At 61.6% G+C, this 25,944-nt stretch carries 25 protein-coding genes; 15 read left to right on the top strand and 10 right to left on the bottom strand.

Annotated elements, in window-relative coordinates:
* Positions 1-4: 4 nt before the first annotated feature.
* On the bottom strand, positions 5-952 hold the full coding sequence (locus AB7M16_RS37140; protein WP_453947075.1) for a helix-turn-helix domain-containing protein: 948 nt from the start codon (positions 950-952) through the stop codon (positions 5-7).
* Positions 953-1,249: 297 nt separating this feature from the next.
* Here AB7M16_RS37140 and AB7M16_RS37135 point away from each other — a divergent pair, with 297 nt between their 5' ends.
* From AB7M16_RS37135 to AB7M16_RS37125, 3 genes are all read left to right on the top strand, one after another.
* Positions 1,250-2,359, top strand: coding sequence for a DUF2336 domain-containing protein (locus AB7M16_RS37135; RefSeq protein ID WP_453947074.1), 1,110 nt, complete (start codon positions 1,250-1,252; stop codon positions 2,357-2,359).
* A complete protein-coding gene (locus AB7M16_RS37130; protein ID WP_172788528.1) occupies positions 2,359-2,688 on the top strand; it encodes a PilZ domain-containing protein in 330 nt (109 codons plus the stop codon). Before AB7M16_RS37135 ends, AB7M16_RS37130 begins: the two co-directional genes overlap by 1 nt.
* A gap of 68 nt (positions 2,689-2,756) precedes the next feature.
* A complete protein-coding gene (locus AB7M16_RS37125) occupies positions 2,757-3,878 on the top strand; it encodes an HD-GYP domain-containing protein (protein WP_453947073.1) in 1,122 nt (373 codons plus the stop codon).
* 27 nt (positions 3,879-3,905) lie between these two features.
* Here the strand turns inward: AB7M16_RS37125 and AB7M16_RS37120 are convergent, their stop codons facing one another.
* The gene (locus tag AB7M16_RS37120; RefSeq protein WP_175422601.1) at positions 3,906-4,109 is read right to left on the bottom strand and encodes a hypothetical protein; all 204 of its coding nucleotides are present in this window, start codon (positions 4,107-4,109) and stop codon (positions 3,906-3,908) included.
* 512 nt (positions 4,110-4,621) lie between these two features.
* Here AB7M16_RS37120 and AB7M16_RS37115 point away from each other — a divergent pair.
* Positions 4,622-5,584: an alpha/beta hydrolase gene (locus tag AB7M16_RS37115; protein ID WP_453947072.1), complete on the top strand. Its 963-nt coding sequence runs from the start codon at positions 4,622-4,624 to the stop codon at positions 5,582-5,584.
* A gap of 6 nt (positions 5,585-5,590) precedes the next feature.
* Here the strand turns inward: AB7M16_RS37115 and AB7M16_RS37110 are convergent, their stop codons facing one another.
* Complete coding sequence (locus AB7M16_RS37110; protein WP_212258436.1) at positions 5,591-6,055, bottom strand: cupin domain-containing protein; 465 nt, start codon at positions 6,053-6,055, stop codon at positions 5,591-5,593.
* A 203-nt stretch (positions 6,056-6,258) separates the two neighbouring features.
* Between AB7M16_RS37110 and AB7M16_RS37105 the strand changes: the two genes are divergently transcribed.
* Both AB7M16_RS37105 and AB7M16_RS37100 read left to right on the top strand, forming a co-directional pair.
* On the top strand, positions 6,259-6,507 hold the full coding sequence (locus tag AB7M16_RS37105) for a hypothetical protein (protein WP_172788524.1): 249 nt from the start codon (positions 6,259-6,261) through the stop codon (positions 6,505-6,507).
* Positions 6,508-6,862: 355 nt separating this feature from the next.
* Positions 6,863-7,954, top strand: a complete 1,092-nt coding sequence (locus tag AB7M16_RS37100; RefSeq protein ID WP_439363207.1) for a type II asparaginase — start codon at positions 6,863-6,865, stop codon at positions 7,952-7,954.
* 248 nt (positions 7,955-8,202) lie between these two features.
* On the opposite strand, the gene AB7M16_RS37095 is transcribed toward AB7M16_RS37100, so the two are convergent.
* Both AB7M16_RS37095 and pyrF read right to left on the bottom strand, forming a co-directional pair.
* Positions 8,203-9,825: an ABC-F family ATP-binding cassette domain-containing protein gene (locus tag AB7M16_RS37095; protein WP_212258432.1), complete on the bottom strand. Its 1,623-nt coding sequence runs from the start codon at positions 9,823-9,825 to the stop codon at positions 8,203-8,205.
* Between the two features lie 208 nt (positions 9,826-10,033).
* A complete protein-coding gene (gene pyrF / locus AB7M16_RS37090) occupies positions 10,034-11,038 on the bottom strand; it encodes an orotidine-5'-phosphate decarboxylase (RefSeq protein ID WP_453947323.1) in 1,005 nt (334 codons plus the stop codon).
* A gap of 536 nt (positions 11,039-11,574) precedes the next feature.
* On the opposite strand from pyrF, the gene AB7M16_RS37085 reads away from it, so the two are divergent.
* A complete protein-coding gene (locus AB7M16_RS37085; protein WP_172788520.1) occupies positions 11,575-11,847 on the top strand; it encodes a hypothetical protein in 273 nt (90 codons plus the stop codon).
* A gap of 177 nt (positions 11,848-12,024) precedes the next feature.
* On the opposite strand, the gene AB7M16_RS37080 is transcribed toward AB7M16_RS37085, so the two are convergent.
* Positions 12,025-12,267 carry a hypothetical protein gene (locus AB7M16_RS37080; protein WP_453947071.1) on the bottom strand — a complete coding sequence of 81 codons (243 nt, stop codon included), beginning with the start codon at positions 12,265-12,267 and terminating at the stop codon, positions 12,025-12,027.
* 130 nt (positions 12,268-12,397) lie between these two features.
* On the opposite strand from AB7M16_RS37080, the gene AB7M16_RS37075 reads away from it, so the two are divergent.
* Positions 12,398-13,129: a DUF3750 domain-containing protein gene (locus tag AB7M16_RS37075; RefSeq protein ID WP_453947070.1), complete on the top strand. Its 732-nt coding sequence runs from the start codon at positions 12,398-12,400 to the stop codon at positions 13,127-13,129.
* A gap of 106 nt (positions 13,130-13,235) precedes the next feature.
* Here AB7M16_RS37075 and AB7M16_RS37070 read toward each other — a convergent pair whose 3' ends face one another.
* The 3 genes from AB7M16_RS37070 to AB7M16_RS37060 all read right to left on the bottom strand — a co-directional run bounded on the left by AB7M16_RS37070 (position 13,236) and on the right by AB7M16_RS37060 (position 16,986).
* A complete protein-coding gene (locus AB7M16_RS37070) occupies positions 13,236-14,066 on the bottom strand; it encodes a hypothetical protein (RefSeq protein WP_453947069.1) in 831 nt (276 codons plus the stop codon).
* 337 nt (positions 14,067-14,403) lie between these two features.
* Positions 14,404-15,684: an amidohydrolase family protein gene (locus tag AB7M16_RS37065; RefSeq protein WP_172788518.1), complete on the bottom strand. Its 1,281-nt coding sequence runs from the start codon at positions 15,682-15,684 to the stop codon at positions 14,404-14,406.
* Between the two features lie 951 nt (positions 15,685-16,635).
* Positions 16,636-16,986, bottom strand: coding sequence for a PilZ domain-containing protein (locus AB7M16_RS37060; RefSeq protein ID WP_172788517.1), 351 nt, complete (start codon positions 16,984-16,986; stop codon positions 16,636-16,638).
* Positions 16,987-19,594: 2,608 nt separating this feature from the next.
* Between AB7M16_RS37060 and AB7M16_RS37055 the strand changes: the two genes are divergently transcribed.
* Positions 19,595-19,933, top strand: a complete 339-nt coding sequence (locus AB7M16_RS37055) for an H-NS histone family protein (protein WP_260383466.1) — start codon at positions 19,595-19,597, stop codon at positions 19,931-19,933.
* 77 nt (positions 19,934-20,010) lie between these two features.
* Here the strand turns inward: AB7M16_RS37055 and AB7M16_RS37050 are convergent, their stop codons facing one another.
* Positions 20,011-20,241 (bottom strand): hypothetical protein, encoded by a 231-nt coding sequence (locus AB7M16_RS37050; RefSeq protein ID WP_453947067.1) that lies wholly within the window; start codon positions 20,239-20,241, stop codon positions 20,011-20,013.
* Positions 20,242-20,458: 217 nt separating this feature from the next.
* Between AB7M16_RS37050 and AB7M16_RS37045 the strand changes: the two genes are divergently transcribed.
* The 6 genes from AB7M16_RS37045 to AB7M16_RS37020 all read left to right on the top strand — a co-directional run bounded on the left by AB7M16_RS37045 (position 20,459) and on the right by AB7M16_RS37020 (position 25,916).
* Complete coding sequence (locus AB7M16_RS37045) at positions 20,459-21,586, top strand: TRAP transporter substrate-binding protein (RefSeq protein WP_453947065.1); 1,128 nt, start codon at positions 20,459-20,461, stop codon at positions 21,584-21,586.
* 39 nt (positions 21,587-21,625) lie between these two features.
* Positions 21,626-22,321 carry a TRAP transporter small permease subunit gene (locus AB7M16_RS37040; RefSeq protein WP_306557873.1) on the top strand — a complete coding sequence of 232 codons (696 nt, stop codon included), beginning with the start codon at positions 21,626-21,628 and terminating at the stop codon, positions 22,319-22,321.
* Positions 22,318-23,841 (top strand): TRAP transporter large permease, encoded by a 1,524-nt coding sequence (locus AB7M16_RS37035; protein ID WP_172788514.1) that lies wholly within the window; start codon positions 22,318-22,320, stop codon positions 23,839-23,841. Before AB7M16_RS37040 ends, AB7M16_RS37035 begins: the two co-directional genes overlap by 4 nt.
* Positions 23,842-23,941: 100 nt before the next feature.
* On the top strand, positions 23,942-25,261 hold the full coding sequence (locus tag AB7M16_RS37030; RefSeq protein ID WP_439363218.1) for an amidase family protein: 1,320 nt from the start codon (positions 23,942-23,944) through the stop codon (positions 25,259-25,261).
* A complete protein-coding gene (locus AB7M16_RS37025) occupies positions 25,258-25,428 on the top strand; it encodes a hypothetical protein (RefSeq protein WP_172788512.1) in 171 nt (56 codons plus the stop codon). The genes AB7M16_RS37030 and AB7M16_RS37025 overlap by 4 nt, the downstream gene beginning before the upstream one ends.
* Positions 25,429-25,700: 272 nt before the next feature.
* Positions 25,701-25,916: a dodecin family protein gene (locus AB7M16_RS37020; RefSeq protein WP_172788511.1), complete on the top strand. Its 216-nt coding sequence runs from the start codon at positions 25,701-25,703 to the stop codon at positions 25,914-25,916.
* Positions 25,917-25,944: the final 28 nt, after the last annotated feature.

Raw genomic sequence — 25,944 nt, 5'->3', positions numbered from 1 at the left:
CGCGCTACCTTCTGCGACCGCGGTCCAGCGTTTGCGACGGCGTCTCGCCGAACTGGTCGCGGTAGCTTCTGGAGAAATCGCTGAGATGCCAGAAGCCATACGCCAGCGCGACCGCCTTGACGCTGTCGGCCCCGGCGATAAGGCGCCGGCGAACCAGCCACAGCCGGTGCAGACGCAAGTAGCGGTGCAGGCTCATGCCGCGATAGCGGCGAACGACGTCGTGCATGGTGCGAACGGACAGCCCGAGCTTGCGCGCGATCTCATCGCTATAAATCGGCTCCGACAGGTCCTCAGACAGCAGCGCGCGGATGTCCTGGAACATCTTGAAATTCCGTCCGTCGTTGGGACCCAGGGTCCAGCGGGCCGAAACGATCGTTGCAAAGGCCTCGTCGACGGCTCCGAGCAGGGACTCCTTCATCGCCGCGCCCTTCAACAAGAGCTCCTGCGCCTCGACCGGGCCGGACGCCTCGGCCAGCACTTCGCGAACCACGCCGCGCAACCGCTGCAAGCCGACCGTGGAGATTTCAAAAATCTTGAAGCTCGAGAGCGTGAGCGGCCAACCACGATCCCTCACCTCGGGCCGGAAAATCACCGAGGCGATTTGCCGCTGCACCTCCTCGATGGTGGTGTAGGCCGCTCCGCTGTTGCCTATGACCACGACCGGTCGCGCACGTTGCGAGCCGTTGAAGCGAATCGGCACGTTGAGATCGTCCATCGTGAAGCCGATCGCAGTGCAATTCTCCACGAGTTGTGCGTCAACCACCCGCGGAAACGCGCGCGTCAAATTCACGTCGCAGCCGGGCAAGGCGAGGATTGTCTGCTCAGCCGAAATCTTCCGCACAAAAGGGGTGAACTCGAAGTTCAGCCCGCGTATGGCGTTTCGAAATTCGTCGACGTCTGAAAAGCGAAATGTTTTGAGTGCCGACCTCGGCACATCGTCAATGCTGTTCATGGAAACAAGAAAATGCCGCGCCGCTCTGGATCTGCGTCCGGCCGCGGGGTGCCGGTTCGCTTCCTCCTTCGATTATTTCGTCAGAATCGATCCTAACTGTGGCCTGATTAAATGCAGAGGGGTTGGTTGAAAGAACAATCCGGGACAACCCGGTCTCGCCGAATTTCGATAACGTTTCCTACAAGGCCGGCGGTGCGTCAATACCCGAGCCTTCGAGGATTAAAATTCAAATTAACGCCTTTGAGGCGGAATGACCGTCGGTTGATCGTTCAATTTATTTAATTTCAGGCTCCTGCCATGATGGCAAATTCGCCTGCTGATAGTCTGGTCGATCTGGAGAACGCGGTTGCAACATGTCCGCTGGACCGGTGTGCTCGCATCCTCTCAGGCATATTGCAACTGCTCACAAGCAGCCGCGACCGATCTCAGGAATTACTCGCCGACATGGCCGACGGCGTCCTGCTGCGGCTGGTCGAGCGGGTTGAGGCCAGCACGCTGATTGATGTCAGCGCGGCGCTCGCAGAGCTCAAAGTGGCTCCGCCGAAGACCGTGCGACGTCTCGCCTCACACCACGATCCGGAAGTCGCCTGCCCTGTCTTGCTCCGCTCGCAATCACTGTCCACGGCCGATCTCAAGTCGGTCGCAGCCGCGAGCGGCGAACGACAGCAATGTGCGATCGCCGGCCGCGCGCCGATCGATCCACTGGTGATCGAGACGCTGATCAAGTGTGGCGCCCCCAGTGTTTGTCTCGCACTGATTGGCAACAGGGAGGCAAGATTCTCCGATGCCGCCTACGTTGCGTTGATTGAGAAGTGCCTGTCGGATGACGAACTGACCAAAGCTCTGGCGCTCAGGCCGGACACGCCCGATGGGGTCATGCGGGAGTTGCTGTCGGCCTTGCCAGCGCCGAAATCTGGCACAGGGCCGAAGGCCATCGGCTCGCATCAGACCGCAACGGCCGCGCCGAACGTCGCCAGGCTGCCCTGCGCCGCCGCTTATGCACGCGCGCGGCCGGAAATCGTCGCGCTCAACCGCACCGGCAAGCTCAACGATTCCACGGTAAACCGCTTCGCCATTCGCGGCGAGACTGCCAACCTCGTTACGGCGCTGTCGGTGCTGTCGGGGACTCCCATCGAGATCGTCGAGCATGTCATCACCGACGAGGATTGCGAGGGTCTCGTCATGGCCTGCCGCGCCTCGCGGCTGAACTGGCAGACCACGCTCGCCATCCTGAGCAACCGCTGCGGCACGCGGCTTTCCTTCGCCGAGCGCGGACGCGCACAGCACATTTTCGAGACGTTGCTGCTGTCGACCAGCCAGTGGACGGTGCGTTGGGGCGAAATTGCTGCAAACGCCAAGGAGAGCGGTCGGGGTCATCGGGACGCAAAGAACATGGGGGTTAGCTGATGAAGTTCGACGGTCGAAAAGCCGCCCGCGTGAAGCTGGACCACAGGCAGCCGGTCAATCTCATGGGGTCCGACGGCACCTGGCGGCGCAGCTGCGTCCTGCTCGACGTATCGCAGACGGGCGCGAAGGTCGAGGTCGAGGGCACGCTCGACGTGCTCAAGGCCAAGGAATTCTTCATGGTGCTGTCGTCGACAGGCCTCGCCTACCGGCGCTGCGAGCTGGTCTGGATCGACGGCACCACCGCCGGCGTCCATTTCATTACCGTTGACGGCAAGAAGAAATCTGCCGGCGCACCAGCGCCCGGGCAGAACGCGGTCCAGGTCAAATAGAGGCAAATAGAATTCGAAGGTTCCACCCGCAGTTTTCACATCCAGATAGTCGCAATCCAGGTCAGACCGTGCAAGACGCGCGAACCAGATCCGGCTCCGTCAATGGTGACGCCGGCATCCGAACGACGGCAACGGCTCGTCCCCTCCTGCACGTGCTGGCCGACACGTCCGAAAAGCTCTCGGGCATCTGCTCGATCCTCCAGGAGAGGTTCGCCATTGCAGGCGAGCGGCTCGATGCCGATTCCAGGCTGTCGCAGACACCGGTCGCCATCGTCATTCGCGCGGAGCTGCGCGACGTCGACAATATCGCCGCCATCAAGCAGCGGGCTGCCAAGTTGGCGAAGGTCGGGAAGCGCATCTTCCTGCTCGAGCACACCTCCCACGTCTGCATTTCCCAGGCCTATGCGCTCGGGGCGACGCTGGTCCTTCCCAGCACGGTCGGCCGGACCAAGCTGCTGGCGGCACTGGCCGATCCGGCCGACGGGCCGTCCGCTTCGTCAGGCGATACGCTGCAATCCGACAACGCCGTCGAGACCGCAGCGACCGCGATCGCATCGATGTTCGCGGCTGTCACCTTGGGCCAGCCGCTCGATGTCGATGGTGCCAAGGAGGCCGGTCGCCAGATCGCCGAGCGCATCACCCGGCAGGGCCTGACCGAGTGGCTCATGACGGTGCGGCGCCACCACGAAGGAACCTATCAGCACTGCCTACTGGTGACCGGTCTTGCCATCGACTTCGGACTGAGCCTTGGCGTCGGCAGGGCCGACCTGGAACGTCTCTACTCGGCGGCCATGTTCCATGACATCGGCAAGGCGCAGATTCCGCTCGCGGTGCTCGACAAGCCTGGTCGCCTCGATGCCACGGAACGCGCGCTGATCGAAACGCATCCGGCCGCCGGCTACGACTTTCTCAAGGACCATGACGGAATATCGCGGGAGATCCTCGATGCCGTTCGCCACCATCACGAGTATCTGGACGGGAGCGGCTATCCCGATGCGCTCTGCGGCGAGAGCATTGGCGATATCGTCAGGATTCTAACGATCTCGGACATCTTCGCAGCGCTGATCGAGCACCGGCACTACAAGCCGACCATGCCGCGCGCGGAGGCCTACGACGTTCTGTGCGGGATGAATGGCAAGCTGGAAAAGGCGCTGGTCCGCTCGTTCAAGCAGGTCGCGCTCACACGATGAGCGCTGTACCCCGTCTCGAACGCCGCCTTAATGCGTCGCACGATAGCTGGCGCGGCGCGGGATGGAGCGGCAGGCCAGCCCGTCGGCCAGCAGCTTCATGTCCTCGTGCCGGCCGCTGCGAATCAGTCGGCCGAACTCTTCGGGTGTGAAAGGAAGACTTGGATCATCATCGATCTTGTGCCGCAATCGCGGACCGAAGAACCGCCGAACCAGGCTAGCCAGCCGCCGCATGTCAATTCCCTCGCGCCAGCAACAAACCTCTCAGTCCGCATATTGTTCCTCCCGCAACTTCGAGATTGCAAGAGGCCACTCGCGACGCCGCACCAAAAAACTTTCCGCCAGAGAATAATCTCCTCTTGCTCGCGCTAATCGGCAAAACCCACGTGACGCACGAACTCGTGGTTGTGCTCGCGGTCCGAGCGAACTGCGTTCGCGAAAAGCTGTCGTCGGGATAGCCCATCGCGACGCTCATGATGACCTCGTCCTTCCGGAATCTTGGCGACCTCGCGCACAATGTCGGAGCGCATGGCGATGTCGACCTGCCGGGTGCGATCACCGCGCGCGGCACCGGCGTGTTTTTGAAGCCACGCACGCTGCGGCGCGACTGGATAGCGTCTCGAATTCCACCTCGTGAACCTCCCTGCCCGCTCGTCCGGCGTTGCGACAGACCACCGGTTGCCGATGCGGCGCGCAAAACCTATGCTAATGACCAAGCAAGACCAAGAACCCTGTGAGGAAAGCCCATGGCCGCACCGCTCGATCCCGTCATCGCCCAGATCATTCCGCTCATGCCGATGCGCGATCCCACGGTCATGACGCCACAGAGCGCCCGCGATTCCTTGCGCGCACTCGCTGCCTCGCGCGCGGCCATTCCGCCGCCGCCCGTCGATAGCGTCGAGGATATCAAGGTGAAAGGCGGCGCCGGTCCGCTTCCTGCACGGGTCTACCGGAACGGCAGCCCGCCGGCACCGACGGTGGTGTTCTTCCATGGCGGCGGCTGGGTTGCGGGCGATCTCGAAACCCACGACCGGCAGGCGCGCAACCTTGCGATCGAGACCGGCGCGGTCGTCGTCTCCGTCGACTATCGACGTCCGCCCGAGACGCGCTTTCCCGGCGCCTTCGAGGATGCCTTCGCCGCGGTGAGCGACGTGTTTGGCCGCATCGCGGAATTTGGCGGTGACGCAAAGCGCTTCGGCGTTGCCGGCGACAGCGCCGGCGGCAATCTCGCTGCGACGACCGCGATCGCCTGCCGCGATGCCGGCATCAAGCTCGCCGCGCAGCTCCTGGTCTATCCGGTCACCGACGTCGTCGGCGCTTATGCCGATGCGCGCGAGAACGCACGCTATCCCTCGCGCGCGGAGAACGCCGACGGCTACTTCCTCACGCGCGCGACCATGGAATGGTTCTGCGGCCACTATCTCGCCGATCCCGCGCACGCCGGCGACTGGCGCGTCTCGCCGCTGCGGGCCGCATCGCTGGCCGGCGTCGCGCCCGCGGTCGTGACCACCGCCTGGTTCGATCCCCTGCGCGACGAAGGCGCGGCCTATGCGCGGGCGCTGGAAGCGGCCGGCGTCCGCGTCAAGCATCATGAGGGCCCCGGCCTGATCCACGGCTATTTCGGCATGGGCGACGCCTCCGACGCCGCGCGCGCCGAAGCCCAGCGCGCGCGGGCCGACTTCAAGGCGCTGCTCGTGCGCGGCGTGTGAAGGCGATCAGGCGCTCTGCGCCCGCTGCGCCGCGGTGTGCCCCCAAACCTCGTCCCAATCCTGGCCGGCGGCATCGACCACGCGGCCGTCGGCCTCGAAGAACTTGTTCGGCACCTGGAAGATCGCGAGGATCAACGCGCCCTCCGGGCACCAGGCGGCGTGCCGGCTGCCCGCCTCGCGCCAGATGAATTCGCCGGCCTTGCAGGCAATGCCCTTGGCCGGGCCCTCCTTGTCGACGAGCGCACCTTCGATGACCCAGCTCTGCTCGATGCCGACATGCTCGTGATCGGGCAGCACCGATCCCGGCGCAAAGCGCATCAAGGCGGTCATCAGCCCCGTGCCGCGATCAAACAGCAGCGTCTTGGCCTCGCAGCCCGGAAAGCGCGTCTTCTGCCAATCCATGTCCTGGGGGCGAACCAGGTGGGAATGCCGCTCAGCGGCGCCCTGGTCGTGCGGGATCGCGGCGTCCATCACGATGCTTCCTCTCCATCTCGAGGGACCGACGCTAGCAGGATCGCCCGATGAGGTCAGCGAGCAGTGCAACAGAGGCGACATCTTCCGCGCTCGAAGCGCAAAAATCAGCGGGGCGAGCGGGCGGCCGGTGCTCATCCTGCTTGATTGCGCCACGATTTGCGGCTCCAATCTCCCGGCCATTTCTGGCTTAGGAGACCCCCATGATGAAGCGGATTTTCCTCGCTGCGATCGTTGCCAGCTTTGCAGCGGGCTCGGCCCTTGCGCAAGAAACCTGCGAAAGCAAGGCCGTCGGCAAGGACGGCAAGCCGCTGGCCGGCGCCGCCAAGACCTCGTTCCTGAAGAAGTGCAAGGAAGACGCCTGCGCACCCAAGGCCGTCGGCTCCGACGGCAAGCCGCTGGCCGGCGCCGCCAAGAACAGCTTCATGAAGAAGTGCGAGACCAGCGCGTAAGCGCGCAGTCCGTTCCCGGCTTTTTCAGCAAAGCCATCACAACGAAATGCCGTCATGGCCGGGCATAAGCGCGTCTTCGCGCGAGAGCATGATCCGGAAAAGTGCGAAGCGGCTTTCCGAGAAGATCATGCTCAAACAATAAGCTAGAGCGCGATGACGATTCATCCCGATCGCATCGCGCTTTAGACCTCCCGGCCATTTGGTTCTTGTGCCTTCCCCGCCGCCAGTTTTCCGACGCGCCGTGCGCGTAAAGCAAACTCCTCGCGACCCTAGACAGAACGCAGCGGCTGACGGATGATGCAGCGCTGAGCGAACCGGGGCGCGTCGACGAGGCTTCCAGCAAAGGATGGGCGAGATGTTGCAGTTCCGCGTGCGTGATCACATGATGGCGACAATGAGTGTGCTCTTTGCGCTGCTCATGATTGTTGACGTTGCCAACGCCAGAGGCCCTGGCCTGCCCAACGTCATGGTTCTCGCAACCGGCGGCACGATCGCCGGCAGCGGGGCGAGCAGCACCACCGTTGTCGGGTATACCGCAGCCACGGTGGGCATCGAGACCCTCTTGAACGCCGTCCCCGAGTTGAAAACGGTGGCCAACGTCAAGGGCGAGCAGGTCTTCCAGATCGCCAGCGAGAACATGAACAATGATTATTGGCTGAAGCTCGCCAAGCGCGTCAATACGCTCCTCGCGCAGGACGACGTGGACGGGATCGTGATCACGCACGGGACCGATACGATCGAGGAAACCAGCTATTTCCTGAATCTGGTCGTCAAGAGCAAGAAGCCTGTGGTCGTCGTCGGCGCGATGCGGCCGTCGACCGCGATCAGCGCGGACGGCCCGATCAACCTCTTCAATGCGGTGATCCTCGCAGGCAGTGAAGAAGCCGTCGGCAAGGGCGTGCTCGTCGCCCTCAACGATCAGATCAACGCCGCGCGCGACGTCACCAAGAACAACACGTCCACGGCAGACACCTTTCGCACGCCTGAACTCGGCTTTCTCGGCTACATGCAGGGCAACAAGCCGTATTTCTATCGGCAATCGACCCGCCGGCACACGGCGGATTCCGAATTTGACGTGTCCAACCTCGATGTCCTGCCTCAGGTCGACATCGTCTACGGCTACGCCAACATGAACCGGGTTGCGATCGACGCTTTTGTCGCCGCCGGCGCCAAGGGGGTCGTGCATGCCGGCGTGGGTGACGGCAGCCTGGCCCGCCCCGCGGTCGAGCCGGCGCTGGACGAAGCCCGCAAGAAGGGAGTGGTGATCGTTCGCAGCAGCCGTGTCGGCAACGGCATCGTCGCGCGCAATGGCGAGGCCAAGGACGATGAACACGACTTCGTCGTCTCGGATACGCTCAATCCTCAGAAAGCGCGCATCTTGCTGATGCTGGCGTTGACCAAGACGACCGACACCAAGGACATTCAGCGGATGTTCTACGCTTACTAGTGCGTCGGCTACGCTCGCTTGAAGCGGCGGTCATCACAGACCGCGCGGCGTCGATGGCGAGGTGCTGAGGGAGAACTTGCGGTAAGCGATCGCGAAATCCGGGCTACACGGTCGGATTTCGTAGGGTGGGCAAAGCGAAGCGTGCCCACGATCTGCCGCAGATCAGAACGAGATGGTGGGCACGGCGCGAATTGCGCCTTTGCCCACCCTACCAGAGCTCCGTCATTGCAAGGTCCGCGGCCCCCTCACTAGCTCCGCAACCCCGGCGCCTCCTGCCCGGTGCGCGCGACATATTCGGTATAGCCGCCGCCATATTGGTGGATGCCATCAGGCGTCAGCTCCAGCACGCGGTTCGACAGCGTCGCCAAAAAATGCCGGTCGTGCGAGACGAACAGCATGGTGCCCTCGAAATCCGACAGCGCGTTGATCAGCATTTCCTTGGTGGCAAGGTCGAGATGGTTAGTGGGCTCGTCCAGCACCAGGAAGTTCGGCGGATCGAACAGCATCTTGGCCATGACGAGGCGCGCCTTCTCGCCGCCCGAGAGCACGCGGCAGCGCTTCTCGACATCGTCGCCGGAGAAGCCGAAGCAGCCGGCGAGCGCACGCAAGGAGCCCTGCCCCGCGGTCGGAAACGCGTCCTCCAGCGACTGGAACACGGTGCGCTCGCCGTCGAGCAGATCCATCGCATGCTGGGCGAAATAGCCCATCTTGACGCTGCCTCCGAGCGCCACCGTGCCCTGGTCCGGCTCGCTCGCGCCGGCCACCAGCTTGAGCAGCGTCGACTTGCCGGCGCCGTTGACGCCCATCACGCACCAGCGCTCCCGACGGCGGATCATGAAGTCGAGCCCGTCATAGATGCGCTTTGAGCCATAGCCCTTGTGCACGTTCTTGAGCGCCACGACGTCCTCGCCGGAGCGCGGCGCCGGCAGGAAGTCGAACGCGACGCTCTGGCGGCGCCGCGGCGGCTCGACGCGCTCGATCTTGTCGAGCTTCTTGACCCGGCTCTGCACCTGCGCCGCATGCGAGGCGCGCGCCTTGAAGCGCTCGATGAACTTGATCTCCTTGGCGAGCATGGCCTGCTGGCGCTCGAACTGCGCCTGCTGCTGCTTCTCGTTCTGCGCCCGCTGCTGCTCGTAGAATTCGTAATCGCCGGTGTAGGTGGTGAGCGAGCCGCTGTCGATCTCGATCACCTTGGAGATCACGCGGTTGATGAACTCGCGGTCGTGCGAGGTCATCAGCAGCGTGCCTTCGTAATCGTGCAGGAATTTTTCCAGCCAGATCAGGCTTTCGAGGTCGAGATGGTTGCTCGGCTCGTCGAGCAGCATGACGTCGGGGCGCATCAGGAGAATACGCGCCAGCGCCACGCGCATCTTCCAGCCGCCGGAGAGTTTGCCGACGTCCCCGTCCATCATCTCCTGACTGAAGCCGAGACCGGAAAGCGCTTCGCGCGCGCGGCCGTCGAGCGCATAGCCGTCCAGCTCCTCGAACCGGTGCTGCACCTCGCCATAGCGGGCGATGATCTCGTCCATCTGGTCGGCCTTGTCGGGGTCGGCCATATCGGCCTCGAGCGCGCGCAGCTCGGCCGCGACCTCGCTGACGGGACCAGCCCCGTTCATCACCTCGGCCACCGCGCTGCGGCCGGACATCTCGCCGACGTCCTGGTTGAAATAGCCGATGGTGATGCCGCGATCGGTCGAGACCTGCCCCTCGTCGGGCAGTTCCTCGCCGGCGATCATCCGGAACAGCGTGCTCTTGCCGGCGCCGTTCGGTCCGACGAGACCGATCTTCTCCCCCTTGTTGAGGGCCGCGGAGGCTTCGATGAACAGGATTTGGTGGCCGGCTTGCTTGCTGACGTTGTCGAGGCGGATCATGAGTGTCTTTGGGGGGATTTTTGCGTTGCAGCGTCATAGGGCATGCGGGGCGTGAGGGGAAGCCCGGCGGGGTACGGATCGGCGACCGGCTTCGGCCACCCACTTGCTATGGGCAAGAGCCGGCCGGCGCGCTGGTGGAGGCCTGGATGGCAGGTGGGGCGTGCGCTGCCGGCGTGAGCAACCGCGTGCGGACCTCCTCCCGTGGGCTTCAACCCGTTGCACTAAGCTTCGATGGAGCCGCGATCACGGCCTTGAACAGCTCAAGACGTTCTTTGATGAGTTGTTCGTATTCGTCCAGTGCAATAGACCGATCGTCCACCCGAAGCAGACCACGAGAGACCGGTACTAGAAGATCTCCCGGATGAGAGCCCCGCAATGCATTCAATGCTGTCACATCTCCTCCCTGCGGCCCGAGCCCTGGAGCTAGAATGATGGCGTTCGGCAGCAGGCTACGAAGCCGCTTTCCTTCTTGTGGAACTGTCGCGCCTATCACGGCCCCGACCGGATTGAGGCGCGCCCCCTGATTGCAATCCTTGCCGACAGTCGCGATCAAGTCAGCGAGCCGATCGGAAACAAAACGGTTTCCCGTCATCCGGTCTTGTAACCAGCCTGCACCGGGATTCGAGGTACGGCATAAGACGAACAAGCCCTTGCCATACCTGCGAACACAATCGAGGAATGGCTCCAAAGTGTCTGGTCCCATCATCGGATTAACGGTTAGGCAATCCGCCTCAAAGTCGCCGCTGCCACCAGCAGTCCCAGGCGTGAGGTAGGCTCGCCCATACGCCGCGGCGGTCGATCCGATATCACCGCGCTTCGCATCAAGAATCACGCCCATACCCGCACTCCGAGCCCGCTTCATTGCCAACGACAAGGCATTGAGCCCTGCAAGGCCATATGCCTCGAAGTAGGCAGATTGGAATTTCACGAAGCCGACCCGACCAATGGTCCGGTCCAGGACGAAATCAAGGTATCGGGGCAGCCAATCGAGGCGCCCGCCCTCGCTCTCGAAAGCCGCGGGAACATCTGGCAGATATGGATCAATGCCTACGACGATGCCCCCGTAGCTCGACGCATTCGCTTGAACGATGTCGGTCCACGCCTCGGCTCGCATTCCGTCTTCCTCCACCCATTTGGCAACACATAGCCGATCAGCGATTGAGTATCCATCGCAGCCGAGACCTTCGAGCGCCGGCGCGTTGCCGCGGCGCATCCGCGCCACGATGGACTTCCTCGCAGCACGTCTGTCGGCCCTGCGGATAGGAGTTGCGGCTCATGATGCAGGGCCGGCGATGCGCCCGTGCATCACGATCGCCAACTCGTTGACAACGGAGTTACGACGAGCAGCACCGCGCTCTACCCACCCTACGAGCTGAGCATAATAACGACGACAGCGAAGCTCTACGCCAATGATCATTGCGATGATCGAGATGGCATGAACATCGTCTTTCTCTAGTTGCGGTCTTTGCAGCTAAGCGATTGGACGTGCTTTACGAAAAAGACCGTCCAGACGACTATGCGCCGAGAGTGATCTGGATCTGGGAGCCCCCTGCACAAGATCTATATCGGATCCGGCAACGGAGCGGAAAACCCGAACATCCTGATGCTGTGCAGCAAGGGGTGGTCCATCAATTTTCCGGGTTGGCGTCCAGCTCCCTGAGAGGAGCGGACTGGGGCCGGTCACACTTGACATGCCACGACAACCTAAGGGAGCATCCGGCGTTTTTTCATCATTTGGAGATTGCCGCGATGACTACCATCCACATGGACTCGTCCGTAAGCCAGACTGTCACCCGCGCCGTTTTGAACGGTGGAGTTCTGGTCTGCACCAAGTCCAGCGACAAGGACGTTTACTCTCATTCGATTTGGGCGACCGAAAGCAACATTCGGCAGTTCACGATGCACGAAGGTGACAGTATCGTCATCCCACCGGGTTCGACATTGACCATCTGGATATTCCGCAAGCAGCCAGGAAATTCGACTTGGACCATGGATTTTGAACTCAAAGAAAAGGCTGCTTGATGCGCCTTACGAAAAGGCCGCTCTCGGGCAATCCGTGAGCGGTCCCTTGACCGGAGTCTCCGGCATTCTGGAAGGCGGCCCTCCCAGCGCCGCCATCCTCGCGATCATCTCGCCGCTTACCAGCAAGTCATAAATCGCCGCAGTCTCCTTGTCACGAAATGCGCAAGCTCACAGCTCCTACCGCCGGCGCGCGATCCACACTCCGGCCAGGAAAGCGACAAACAGCGACCGTAGAGGCGCTTTCATCGTGACCTCTCGCAACCGGTCAGCCCATCGCCTGGCGGAATCCAGCGAAGGCGAGTCGGGTTGTGGCTTGGCCGCTCCGGAACCTGGCCGCGGGCTTGAGATCTGCTCCAAGCCGTCCTGATTGGCTGCCAAGCCGGAGGCTTCCGTCGTCGCCGCAGCTTCCTTCATGTCCATGCGCGTGCTCCAATCCTGCTGCGGTTGCGGAACAACCACCTGATCTCAGCGCCTTCGGCTCTGGCGGCGGCATTCATGCGAACTATATGGTTTGTCAAACGTCCGCCGCATCACTCCCTTGAAGAAGCCCTTGCTGATCTTTCTGTTCCTTGTCTTGGCACCGCTGGCCGCGTCGGCGGTGAGATATTTCTGGCTGGGCGATGGCCGCCAGAATTGGCAAACCGCCGATCGGTCGAGCGCAGGTCTTCTGCTTCCCGCTGCCGATCATCCCGAAGCCGTCATACGGGTGTTCGGGGCGAGAACGGTGCGGTGGCGCAGCATCTTCGCGGTTCACACCTGGATCGTCGTCAAGGAGAAAAATGCCCCGACCTACACCCGCTATGACTACACGGCGTGGGGCGAACCGATCCGCACCAACGGCTTCGCTCCGGACGGGCGGTGGTTCGGCGCGGCGCCAGAAACCATTGTGGCCGTCAACGGAGAGCGCGCCGAGGCGCTGATCCCCAAAATCCGATACGTGATCGAAAACTACCAGTTTCGGTCCTATGGAGATTATAGCGTCTGGCCCGGTCCCAACTCGAACACCTTCGTGCAGGCGGCCCTCGATGCCGTCCCCGAGCTCCGAGCCGTGCTGCCGCCGACCGCGATCGGCAAGGACTTCCCGTACACGGGTAAGTGGGTCGGCCTGACGGCGTCCGGCACAGGCATCTATGCTTCGCTTGCCGGATATGTTGGCTTTTCCGTCGGCTGGGTCGAAGGCTTGGAGATCAATTTCTTCGGCGCCGTGCTCGGGCTCGACATCCGACGCCCGGCGCTCAAGCTGCCTGGTCTCGGCCGCTTCGGGGTGACGCCTGGGCTCTAGGAGGAAGAGATCCCATGATGCCTAACAAGCTGGCCATTTTTAGGAGCATCGAAACTCGCCAACGGATCATAAGCCGTCATTCGACACTAAGGCGGCCTCAATCCGTTCACGGCGGCAAGAATGCCGCGACTGATCCGACGACTTCGCTGCTAGCTGCCGGTTGATGGGATCGGACGAAAATGAAACGAGAGGTCACGGGTATATCCGCTTCGGCTCGACCATCCTGGCCGATTAGGATCAATCCGGCGCCGCCATTTGCCACATTCAGAATAATCGGCTCGCCGCTCCATGTCTTGATCGGCTCCATTCCGATGATGAGAAATTCGCCGACAGGTTGGTCGAAATATTGGATGCGCAATTGCGGGCCGACTTCGGCCGCAGCAAGCTTAAGGCCGACCTGCTGGGCGCGTGCGTATACGTTAGCCAGTGTCACGGTGTCGAAGGTAAACCCAAGCTGCGCAGGTGATAAATGGACGAGCTCGACATTTGTCTTCTGAGAGCTAACGGTGAACGCCGGCCGAGCAAGGATTTCTGCAGCCTGACCACCGACACTGCAGCCCTTGCTAGCGAGCTCGTTGCGCAAGGTAAGTGAGTTGGCGAAGGTACCTAGCGTGATCGTCTTCCAGGTCGCAACGTCACTAGCGGACCTGATAGGCTGTTCGGACGCTGGGGCCGAGTGCGTCTTGGGCTTCAGCCGGTTCTGCAAGACATCGCGGGCTGCGCATTGCGCGGACGCGGTGCTCGCGAAAGGAACGACGCAGGCGGCTTGGAGTATGCAAGCCAAAAAGTAGTTGCAAACTCGCCTTGCGCTTGAACGGCCACTACCTGCCGCGCACCGGGCTCGGCTTCTGAAAGTAGACATGGCGATGGCTTTTTCTAGTTGGACAAAAAAGCCCGCCTCCGAGTCAATGGGAAGAACGGAGGAAAATGACGTCAATCAACATTCTCCGGCCGACTTTGAAATGCGTCCGGAGGCGGGGCCTATGGCTAGAATATTCCAGTTTCCAAATTGGCAGGCGGCAGTCCGTAAGCCTGATAACCCGCCCGTCCCATCAGCCCAAGGGCAATGATGTCGCTCGAACATAGCACCCGGAACAAATCGGCTCAACGCCAAAGTCGGCTATCGCTCAAGGCTGCCTCAGCAGTTCCGCCCCGGCGAAATCGAAACTGCCGCCGCCGTGCCCGACGGCGAACAGTACGCCGCGCTGAGCGGCGGCTTGCCGTCCTCGACGTGCAGACATTTCCCGAAGCGGCTCGAGACCGGCGCCGACTCTCTATCTCACCGAGAACGGCGCCTGATAAGGCCGCCCGAAGGGCACGCCGTTGATGACGGTCTGGATCGGCTTGAGCTGGGCTTTCCCTTCCCTCCTGTTGTTGCGCGTGTCGACGAAGCTGACCGGTCCCTCCACCAGCTCCATGATCGCGACGTCGGCCGGCGCACCGACCTGCAGCGTCCCGATCTTCGGCGCGCGATTGATGATCTTCGCCGGCGCCGTCGTCGCCATTGCGACGACCTGCTCCAGCGTGAAGCCAAGCAGCATGAACTTGCTCATCACGTTGGGCAGGAAGGGAATGCCCGGCGAATTGCCGGAGAAGACGTGGATATCGGACGAGATGGTATCAGGAGCGCATCCGCCGGGGATCGCCACTTCCGCCACGGTGAAATCGAAGCTGCCGCCGCCATGTCCGACGTCGAACAGCACGCCACGCTGCTTGGCTGCCAGGGCCGCTGGCAGCAGCTTGCCGTCCTGGACGATATTCGTGAAGACGCTCGACATGTTCGGGGCGCCCGAATAGGCGTGCGTCAGCACGTCGCCCGGGCGCATCAGGTCGAGGATCTGCGACATCAGCTCCTTGGACTCGACGCCGCCGATATGCACCATCATCTTCGCCGGCCAGCCGCACATCTCGCAAGCCTGGATACCGCGCTTGAGCGGCTCGAGCCCATGCTTGAAGATCACGTTTTCCGACATGCGAACCTTGACCCCGAGGAGGAAGTCCGAATTCTCGGCCAGCGCCATGGCGCAGGCTTCGGTCTGCGCGGTGTCGATGTTGTAGAGCTCGGCGACGGGGAACGCGGACAGGCCGTTATTGGCGATGTGGACGAAGGCGTACATCCGAGCCCGCGTCTGGGCCACGATGAAACGGCGCAACGCCGCCAGATTGTTGACGCCGGCATCGCCCGCCGACACGACGGTCGTCGTGCCCTGGAACTGGACCAGCTCGTCGGCGGGAATGCCGATGGCCGAGCCGTAGGGATAGACGTGACAATGCAGATCGATCAGGCCGGGCATCACGAGCTTGCCCGAGGCGTCGATGCTCTTCAACGCGCGCTCGGCGGGGATCGTCTCCTGGACGGCCTCGATCACGCCCCAGCGGATGCCGATATCGCGCCTGGCGCGCAGCGACTGGCTGGGGTCGAGCACCTCGCCGCCGCGGATCACCAGGTCGTACTTGTCGTTCGGCCCCATCGTCCCGCGCGCGGGCGCGGCGAGCCCGACGGCTGCGGCTGATGTCGAGAGTGCCAGGAAATCGCGGCGTGACAACGCAGGCATGATGGTCCCCCCTCTATGCTTTTGTTGGTAAAGGCAAACCTTGACGCGCGGATCGGCGACCGGCGCCGCGTCCGAAACCAAAAACGATGCCATTGGAGCTCGGGCCTCGTCGCCCGGGTGATCCATCCTATGACCACACGCCCGCGTTGAGGAGCTGCGAAATTTCTCTATCCTCAGATGAACCTTCTTCGACAAGCATCGACTAAGCGAACGCTCGCACCGGGGCCTAGTCATTTCGTCGATCCGGCGGAGGTCAGGCATGGACCACGATGCGACATGCAGGCGGATGTTAATGAACAGCAGCCCCTCTTCTTATCGCCGTCAAACGCATTTACAGCGTCGAACAGCCGCTTCCCTGGACTAGCCATGGCTGGATCGAAAGTGACGTCGAGCACGAAACGAGGTCTTCGGCTTCGAAATAACCCAATGATGTCCACTACCGGCACCCAATGTTTGAGCGCGACTGCTGATACTTGCGCGGTGCCGTCGCTTCAGGCAGCAGCTCTACTCCATTCTGGCTGAGGCGGTCAGAAACACTGGCTAAGAGCTCGCCACGAACGTCCTTGCGCTCCCGTCAATTCCAAGCCCCCCCTCGATGGGCTCGGCCCTCGGGTACCTTTCCAAGCCTTCGTCTGCTTCGGGTCGAAATCGGCGATACAGAGTCGCAGAAGTGTGTCTTCCGACGGGGGCCGAGGAGAGCTTAACCTGCATCAGGGAGTGTTCACGGGCGGTGGAAACCCCGCAACCGTACAGGAACGACGAGGAATACGCCTCATTGTCGGAGATCGATGGCGATCCTTGCTCTCCTCCCAAGTTGACTTACCCGGTCAGCACTGCTGGCCGGCTTTTCTCGGAGCCGAATATCCGTCGTGGTCACGAGCGGCGCCTTGCGACGATTGATCGAGACTAAGCCTTCTCAAGTCCGAAAGAGGCGTGCTGTGCAGCACGACGCTAAAGGTGAGCGGAAACGGGCCCATTGCCGCACACCATCCGGGGGCCAAGTCGCGCTGCGAGTGCAGTGATGCTGGAATCATTCTCTAAGTTCGGCGAGCAGTGTCGCAGAAGAAAGCGGACCCCGCAAAGCGTCTCCTTCCTCCACACAACGCGACAGACGAATATCCCGGAGTGACTGTCGAACGACAGCGCAAATTCGTTCGCGAATATGTAGTACGGCGTGGAGATGCAGGCTCCCAAGGCGCTGATGTCCCGCACCATGCAGGGATGAGTCCCAATGATTTCACCGAATGACAGCCGCGCCGCCCGGTTGATCGCTATCCGCTTCATTGCACGACGTTCGATCATGGCGAGACTCCGAATGAAGAAGCCAACCTAAAATGCGCTTTCTCGCGCGACGTCGGGATCTGCAATTAAATCACATCCGGCTGACTTCGGCATTATTTAATTGATTAAATAATTTGTTGAGCCGCTCGCACTTGACCCGTGCAATGATGCGAGTTCCAATCTAAATGCTGATTTGTGATGAGTCGGGGATTGCCGTGGGTATTTACTTGCTCTCACTCGCGGCGTGCGTTGTCGGGGTTCTTCTGTTCATGGCATTCCATCGATAGGGCCGACAACGGACGCAAGCGTTACCGTGAATCCTCAGCCCAAAGCCGAAATTAATAATCTCGGCCGGTTGATTTTGACTGTGCACGAATGAGCGCGTTCAATTCCAGACATTGGAGGCGAACGTGTTATTCACTCTTTTGCTCGTCGTTCTCATCGGCGTCAGTGCAGTGGTCCTAATCGCCCATGCGATCGACGCCATGCGTTCGTGAGGTTGGGCTTGCGATTGGATCCCTCGCAGGTCCAAGTCAAACGGCTCGCGCGTGTCAAAGTCTCCGATTTCGCTGTCCAAATGGTTTCGGGCCATGGAGCAGTGGAACGCTTCCGCAAACCTCCGGACTCGGGATTTTCGGGAGGCTTCTGGCCAGGGCCGCTCTTGCGGCGTGGCATTGAGCTGACGAGGGTCGGCTAATTTGGAGTACTTTTGTTCCGGTGCCCGACCTGAGGTCCCACTCTCCTCGCCTCGCCGCTGTCTGAGAACTCGCGCAGACCCGACCGATAGTCTGATCAACACAATTGTGTTGTTGCGCCACAGGCTCCTGACGAGCGCACAATCGCGTGGCGAGGCGCTTCAACTCGCAACGCGAACGCAGCACGTCGCATTCGAAACCGATCTGAACTCCGAACCGAAACAAATGCCCGTTAGTTCGCCTGAGGAACCCTAGTTGACTGCCCTTAAACGATAATTTTGATTATGACCGATAATGATGATGACTCCAGCACGACATTAAACAATATGTTGAAAACAAAATATAATGGGAGGTTGGAATGGAAGTTGCCCGCCGGTTTCGCGCAATGGCATTGCTTTGCCGACAGAGTGCCGCGCGCTATCCCGAGAGAAGCTGGAAGCTGCTCGCAGAGGCGGAGTATTGGGAACATTTGGCGGCCACTGCTCTGACTCACTGAACTTCGGCCGACTGAATTTTGTCCTTTCTCTTTTTATGAACTGCCTCGAGGCGTGCCATGTCCAGTATGCGTCAAGTTTATACTTGTGCTGTTTTGAGCGAGCGACTCCACGCACTCGTGGCGGAGCTTAGAGAGGTCGAAAAGCTTCGAAGCAAGCTCCGACGTGTAGAGGCCAGAACACTCGGCAGAAGGCGGCGTGTCGGACTGGGTCGCGGAGCAAGAGCCGCAAGCTAACTCGGCGGCGAGATCCGCCGTCTATTCAGGATGGAGCGGTCGCACGGATTCCCGTTCGACTTCGAACTCCTGAATTCATGGATCTCGTGGCGGCGCGTCAGGTAACGTGCCCGGCGTATCGCACTCTCGGTGGGCGCAATCGCACCGCGTCCCGAAGTGTGCGGCTCGAGCTTAAGACTGACAGGCCCCCCAGCGCCATCAGCAGCACGCCCAACCAGGGCAGCGCCGAGCTCCGCTCCTCCTCGACCACGCTGATCGCGATAGCCGGCGGATCCGACGAAGGCCCTGCGTCAGCGATGGGCCCCGCCGCGAGAGGCTGCTTTACATCGGCTTGGCCAGGCACTGAATGTTCGGGCGCAGCGAGCTCCGCGATGGAAGCCACCCACGTCGGGGCGGCGCGCGTACTGAGCTCCGAAGCGGCATCAGCTACCTTGAGTTCGAGCGCCGGCGGCGTCGCCGAAGTCCCCTCGGCCGGTGCCGACCTCAGTAACTCCGCGCGCGCATCAATCACCGGGCCTTGCCTGTGCCGCCCAGCCTCATTCCTGTCGGGACTGGCGCCGCCTTTCGCCGCGCGATCACGAACCGACTTTCGCACGACTGCGATGCCCTCGGCCAGGAACCAGCACTTGCGATGGCCGTCCCGCCGATACACCCAGCGCTGGCGTGGGCCAGACGAGTTGCCGGGCCGCAGCAAGCATTCTGGCTGCACCGGCGACGTTGCAGCGGGCTCGCGAGGACCAGTATTGAACAGGTCGGTGATGGGATTGGCGGACGCAGGTGCCGCCGAAACAGCTCCAACAAGAACCAAACTGGCGAAGCAGAATCGCAAATGACCGGACATCGAAAACTCCCGGTGTTGCCCCCATCCGGCACAAGCCTTCGCGGCAAGATGGGCTCTCATGCGGCTTAAATTGGGCGATGCGATGATTAATTTTGCGCTCGGCTATCCAATTAATAGGTCGATCCAGCTCTAGCAGGCTGCAAAAGCGACGAAATCGAGCCACCCGCGAGCGCCGAGCGTCGCCCGCGTCCTTGTCCTCACCCAATTAAATGTTCCGCCACGATATAACCGCCGTCGCGCCTTTCTCCCTGCTACCTCGCACTTTAATGTGGATTGTACGGCTAATTTTTAAATGTCGGGTTGTCTGTCCCTTCATTTTACGGCTTGTGTGACTGGCCTTCTCACCAGAACCGGATCTGTGCCATGAATGCCGCGCAATTCAACTTGCTCTCGCTTGACGAGCTCTGGATAGTTCACCAGCAGGTTACGGCCAGCCTTACTGAGAAAATCCTGGTGCAAAAAGCACGATTGGAGGAACGGCTCCACAAGATTGGACTCGCCAACGAGGCCATACGGTTCGATCGTAAGCGTCGTCCCTACCCGCCGGTCCGGCCCAAGTATCGTAATCCGAACAACCCCGCAGAAACGTGGTCGGGTCGCGGTAGGCCACCTCGCTGGCTGCAACCGCAGCTTCGATGCGGCCGGAAATTAGACGATTTCTTGATCGAGCGGTCTTCGCTCAAAGGCGGCAGACGAATTTAGCGCCGCGGTCTCGTGCGCTGAAAAACGGCTAGCGCGAAGAAGTACTGCTTCTTCAGCCTTGCGCCTCCGAAAGTCGCCTATCGACTTTCGGCCTTTAATGCGCCCAGCGTGCCCAGCGCGTCCTGGACCTGATTTGCCGTGAGCGAGGCTGTCAGGCGCAAGCCTCGCTTCCCCGCGAGCGCGATGCCTTCGAGCTCGCCGCTGTCTTCATTGCAGGTTCCTGAAAATCCGATGCCGACCTCGAGGCCGCCGAACGCGGGGGTTCTCGCCTTTCGCCGGCCGCGCCAATGGCGGACGTCCGGCTGCATCTTTGCTGCGCTGCGACAAGCGCGAGGATATCGGCTGCCAACAGACCATATGGAGTCGCCTAAGACCAATTGTGCGACACCGGTGCGCTTGTCGGACGCCGGCCATGCGTCCAAACTGTGATCAAAGTCGCTGGAATGCGGCATACCTCCAGCGGTTAACAACGACAAGCGCACTGAAGCGCGTTCGAACAACCAGGGCCGCCAGGGAGGGACGTCCATGAGCTCAAAGGCTGAGAAGACCAAAACCACTCGTCGCAAATTCTTGCTGACGGCCGGCGCGGCCGGCGCCGCCACCATTGCCATGCCGCAAGTCAGTCGGGCGCAAACGGTGGCCCTGAAGATGCAGGGCTCGTGGGGCAAAGCCGATGTCTTCAACGAGATGGCCGAGGATTATGTGAAGCGCGTCAACGAGATGGCCGGTGGTCGGCTGCGCATCGACTATCTCGTCGGCGGTTCGGTCGTGCACCCGTTCCAGGTCTTCGATGGCGTTCATGGCGGCCAGCTCGACGCTGCACACACGGTCACTGTCTACTGGTACGGCAAGCACAAGGCCGCCTCGCTGTTCGGTACCGGCCCGGTGTTCGGCTTCAACGCCAACGAAGGCCTCGGCTGGATCCACAACGGCGGAGGCAAGGAGCTGTTCGAGGAGCTCCAGACCAAGATCATGAACGTCAACATCAAGAGCTTCTTCGCCATGCCGATGCCGACCCAGCCGCTCGGCTGGTTCAAGAAGCCCATCACCAGTGCCGATGACCTCAAGGGTTTGAAGTATCGCACGGTGGGCCTGGCCGCCGACCTCTTCCAGGCGATGGGTGCATCCGTCGCGCAGCTGCCCGGTGGCGAGATCGTGCCCGCGATGGAGCGTGGCGTGATCGACGGGTTCGAGTTCAACAATCCGACCTCGGACCGGCGCTTCGGCGCGCAGGATGTCGCCAAGAACTACATGATGGGCAGCCATCATCAGGCGACCGAATATTTCGAGATCATGTTCAACCGGACGAAATTCAACGCGCTGCCGAAGGAACAGCAGGCGATCCTGCAATACGCCGCCGAAGCCGTGTCTTCCGCCAACGAATGGAAAGCCATGGATTACTATTCGAAGGACCTGCAGGAGCTGATCAACAAAGACAAGGTCAACGTCCAGCGGACACCGAAGTCGGTGTTCGACGCCCAGATCAAGGCGTGGGACGGTCTGATCGCCCAGCTCGGCTCGGATCCGTTCATGAAGAAGGTCATGGACTCGCAGAAGGAATGGGTGCGCCGCGTGGTCTACTACAACATGAACAACGCGACGGACTACCGCGGCGCCTTCGAGCATCACTTCCCGGGGGTCCTCAAGGCGTGACGACCTCGGCGGCGCAGCACTGACGCTGCATGATGACGGGTGGCGCTGTGCAAGCGCCGCCCGGGCACCAAATTGGTTGGGGGACATCCGGATGTGCTACTCGCCGCGGGCCAAGCTCGCATGAGAAATTTCCTCTTCTTCATCGACGAACTCAGCACCTGGGTCGGCAAGGCATTCGCCTGGCTGATCCTCATTCTCAGCATGTCGGTAACCTACGAGGTCTTCGTCCGCTATGCCTTGAACGCGCCCACCACATGGGCTTTCGATTTCAGCTACATCACCTATGGCGGTCTCTTCCTGATGTCGGGTGCCTATGCGCTGGCGCGCAACAATCACGTGCGCTGCGATTTCATCTACAGGACGTGGGCGCCACGCACCCAGGCGACGATCGATCTCGTTCTTTTCGTCCTGTTCTTTCTTCCGGGCGTTCTCGCTCTGGTCTATGCTGGCTTCAACTACGCCTCGATGTCGGTACGCTTTCGCGAAGTGAGCGTCTTCAGTCCGGCTGGCATCCCGGTCTTTCCGCTCAAGGCACTGATCCCCCTCGCCGGCACGCTGCTCCTGATCCAGGGCGTCGCCGAGATCATCCGATGCATCCTTTGTATCCGCGACGGCCAATGGCCTCAGCGACTGCATGACGTCGAGGAAATGGAAACGGTCATCCTGCACCAACAGCAATATCTGGCCGAGCATGACCGGCAGGCTCCGTCCGTCCGCACAGGGGGCTCGGCATGACCGATCCCCAACTCGGCATTTCGATGCTGATCATCTTCATCTTTCTGATCGTGCTGGGATTCCCGATCGCCTTTACGCTGATGGCGATGGGCGTCAGCTTCGGGTTCTACGCCTACTACGTGCCAGGCCAGGAGCTCACGTCCAATCGCGTATTTACGCTGCTGGTGCAGAAGGCCTTCGAGGTTTCGTCGAACGACGTCCTGATCTCGGTCCCGGTCTTCACCTTCATGGGCTACATCATTGACCGGGCGAATATTCTCGATCGCATGTTCCGCGCCCTCCAGCTTGCGATCGGCGGTCTGCCCGGCTCGCTTGCCCTTGCGACCATGGTGGTATGCGCCCTATGGGGCATTGCCTCCGGAATCGTCGGTGCGGTGGTCGTGTTGATGGGCCTGCTGGCGATGCCGGCGATGCTGCGCGCAGGCTATGACAACAAGCTGGCGTCGGGCGTCATCTGCGCCGGCGGCACCCTGGGCATCCTGATTCCGCCGAGCGTGATGCTGATCCTGTATGCCGCAACCGCAGGCATTTCTCCCATCAAGCTCTATCTTGCCGCCTTCATTCCCGGCTTCGGCCTGACCGCCGCCTACCTCGTCTACATCATGGCACTTGCGACGTGGAAACCGGAGCTCGCGCCGAAATTGCCGAAGGAGGAGCGTAGCGCGCCGCTTGGCACCGTGCTTTACGAAGTGCTGGTATCGTTCATGCCGCTGACGATCCTGACTTTCGTCGTGCTCGCGGTGATCTTTGCAGGACTGGCCACTCCTACCGAATCGGCGGCGATCGGCGCCTTCGGCGCGCTGCTGCTCGCGATCGGCTATGGCGCGGACTATTCCAAGCGCCACAACCTGCTCATCCTGCGCAGCTACGCCGTGATCATGACGGCCGTTGTCGTCTGGCTGATCGGCGTTCGCTACTTCGGCCTGCCGCGCTTGAACGCAGTCCCTATCGCCGCCGCGGCCCTGACGATCCTCGTCATGTGCGCGCTGCTTCCGAACAATGCGTTTACCATGGATAAACTGCGGGAGTCGGTTTTCCTCACCGCCCGCACCACGGCAATGGTCTGCTGGCTGTTCGTCGGCTCGGCGATCTTCTCCTCGGCATTCGCGTTGCTGGGAGGGCAGGCCTATATCGAGCAATTTGTCGTCGGCCTCGGCCTTTCGGCGTGGCAGTTCATGCTGGTGGCCCAGCTGATCATCTTCTTGCTTGGCTGGCCACTGGAATGGACGGAAATCATCATCATCTTCTTGCCGATCTTCCTGCCGCTCCTGAAGCAGTTCGGCATCGATCCGCTGTTCTTCGGCGTCATGGTCGCGTTGAACCTGCAGACTTCGTTCCTGTCGCCGCCGGTGGCAATGGCACCGTTCTACCTGAAGGGTGTCGCGCCATCGCATGTGACGATCAACCAGATCTTCTCGGGCGTGATGCCCTACATCTGGATCGTGGTGGCGTTCATGGTGCTCATGTATATCTTTCCGGGCATGGCGCTTTGGCTGCCGAACTACTGGTCCCGGCTATGAGAACGAGCTTTCGCAGAATTGAGGACGAGGCGAGATGAGTCTCTGCGCACTGCGTCTCACCGAAGCTGCGGCCGGCATCCGCGACGGCCGGTTCAGCTCGGTGGAACTTGTCGGCGACTGCCTCAAGCGCATCGATGAGGTTGATCACGACATCCATGCGTGGGCGTTCCTCGATCGCGACCACGCGATGCGGCAGGCCGAGGCTGCCGACGATCATCGCAAGCACGGCAAGGCCGTAGGCCCGCTGCATGGCGTGCCCTTGGGCATCAAGGATATCTTCGACACTGGCGACATGCCGACGGAATTCGGATCGGATCTGTGGGCCGGACGCACGCCGCGTCGCGATGCGGCGGCCGTGGCGCGTCTGCGGGCGGCAGGAGCCGTGATCCTCGGCAAGACGGTGACCACCGAGTACGCGTACTACAATCCCGGCAAGACGCGAAATCCGCACAATACGGCTCACACGCCGGGCGGATCGTCCTCGGGCTCCGCCGCGGCCGTTGCGGCGCTGATGGCACCAGGTGCCATCGGCTCGCAGACCAACGGCTCCGTGATCCGTCCTGCCGCCTTCTGTGGCGTGGTCGGCTTCAAGCCCACGCATGGCCTGATTCCGCGCAGCGGCGCGCTCGAATTGTCGCGCACGCTCGATCATGTCGGCGTGTTTGGGCGCAGCGTCGAGGACGTGGCCCTGCTCGCCGAGGTCCTGGTCGGCTTCGACCAGGAGGATCCGGACACCCGGCCCGTTGCGTGTCCGCCATTCACCGCCGTAGCGGCGAGCGAGCCGCCGTTACCGCCGCGATTTGCCTTCGTTCACTCTCCGGTCTGGGATCAGGCCGAGCCGGTGACGCGGGATGCCTTTGCCGAGCTCATCGAGATTTTGGGTGACGCGTCGAGCGAAGTCGAGCTTGGCCCTCGCTTCGCCAAGGCCGTCGATATGCATGGCATCATCATGGAAGTCGACATGGCGCACAATCTGCGGCGCGACTACGAACGAGGCGGCGACAGACTGAGCACCCGGCTGCGCCAGGCGATCGAGCGCGGTCGCACGCATCTCGCGGTGGATTATTGCAACGCACTGTCCGGGATTGCGCCGCTCAATCAGGCGCTGGACCATATCTTTGACGAATACGACGCCATCCTGACGCCCGCAGCCCCCGGCGCGGCGCCCGGAATTGAGACGACCGGCAACCCGATTTTCTGCACGCTCTGGACCTATCTCGGCGTGCCCGCCATCAGCCTGCCGTTGATGAGCTCCGAAACCGGCCTTCCGCTGGGCGTTCAGCTTGTCGGCCGCCGCGGAAACGATGCCCGCCTCTTGCGCACGGCGCACTGGCTTGTCAGGGCTAGTGGCACTCGGTGCAAAGTCCCGAGCGCCGGGGCGAAATCGGCTCCCGGTGCGGCGAAAAGGAAGATGCGATGACCAATGTGATCACCGGGATCATCGGCCTTGCGCTTGTCCTGGCGTTTCTTGGAATCCTGGTGGCCTGGATCAAGGCCATCCCGCTCATCATCATTGTTGTCAGCGTCATGGCGCTGGCAGTGATCGATTTCGTGCGATCCTTGCGGATGAACGGCGGTCTCCGCTGACTGCCGGTCTGGCCGGCGCGTAGGACGGTGGAGCGCCGGCGCAACCCATCGCTCCCACCATATGCGACGAAGCATGATGGGTTTCGCAAGGGCTCACCCCATCCTACGAGCTGAAATGCGAACGCAATCCCCGACAGGACAACCCGAGTTCTTCCTTGGGTCGAACAGGAAAGTGACAGACAGTCGGACCTTTTCCGCGGCATCCCTTGGGCGTATCAGCGTCGATTTCCTGATGCTACACTTCCTGCTCCCTGCCGATTAGGAGGACGAACATGCCCGATAGCATCTACAAGGTCATTGAACTGATCGGTACCAGCACCGACTCATGGGAGAAGGCGGCCGCCAATGCGGTCGAGCAAGCTGCCAAATCTCTGCGGGATCTTCGCGTTGCAGAGGTCATCAAGCTCGATATGCAACTGGATGACAAGGGAAAGGTCGAGGCCTATCGCGCCAAGCTCAACGTATCGTTCAAGTTCGAGGGCTCCTGAGCCTCAGCACCGAGGATGGCTCATTGGC

It is taken from the genome of Bradyrhizobium sp. USDA 372 (assembly GCF_053629095.1).
Note: the sequence above shows the minus strand (reverse complement) of the source record. Positions and strands in the feature narration are given on the sequence as shown.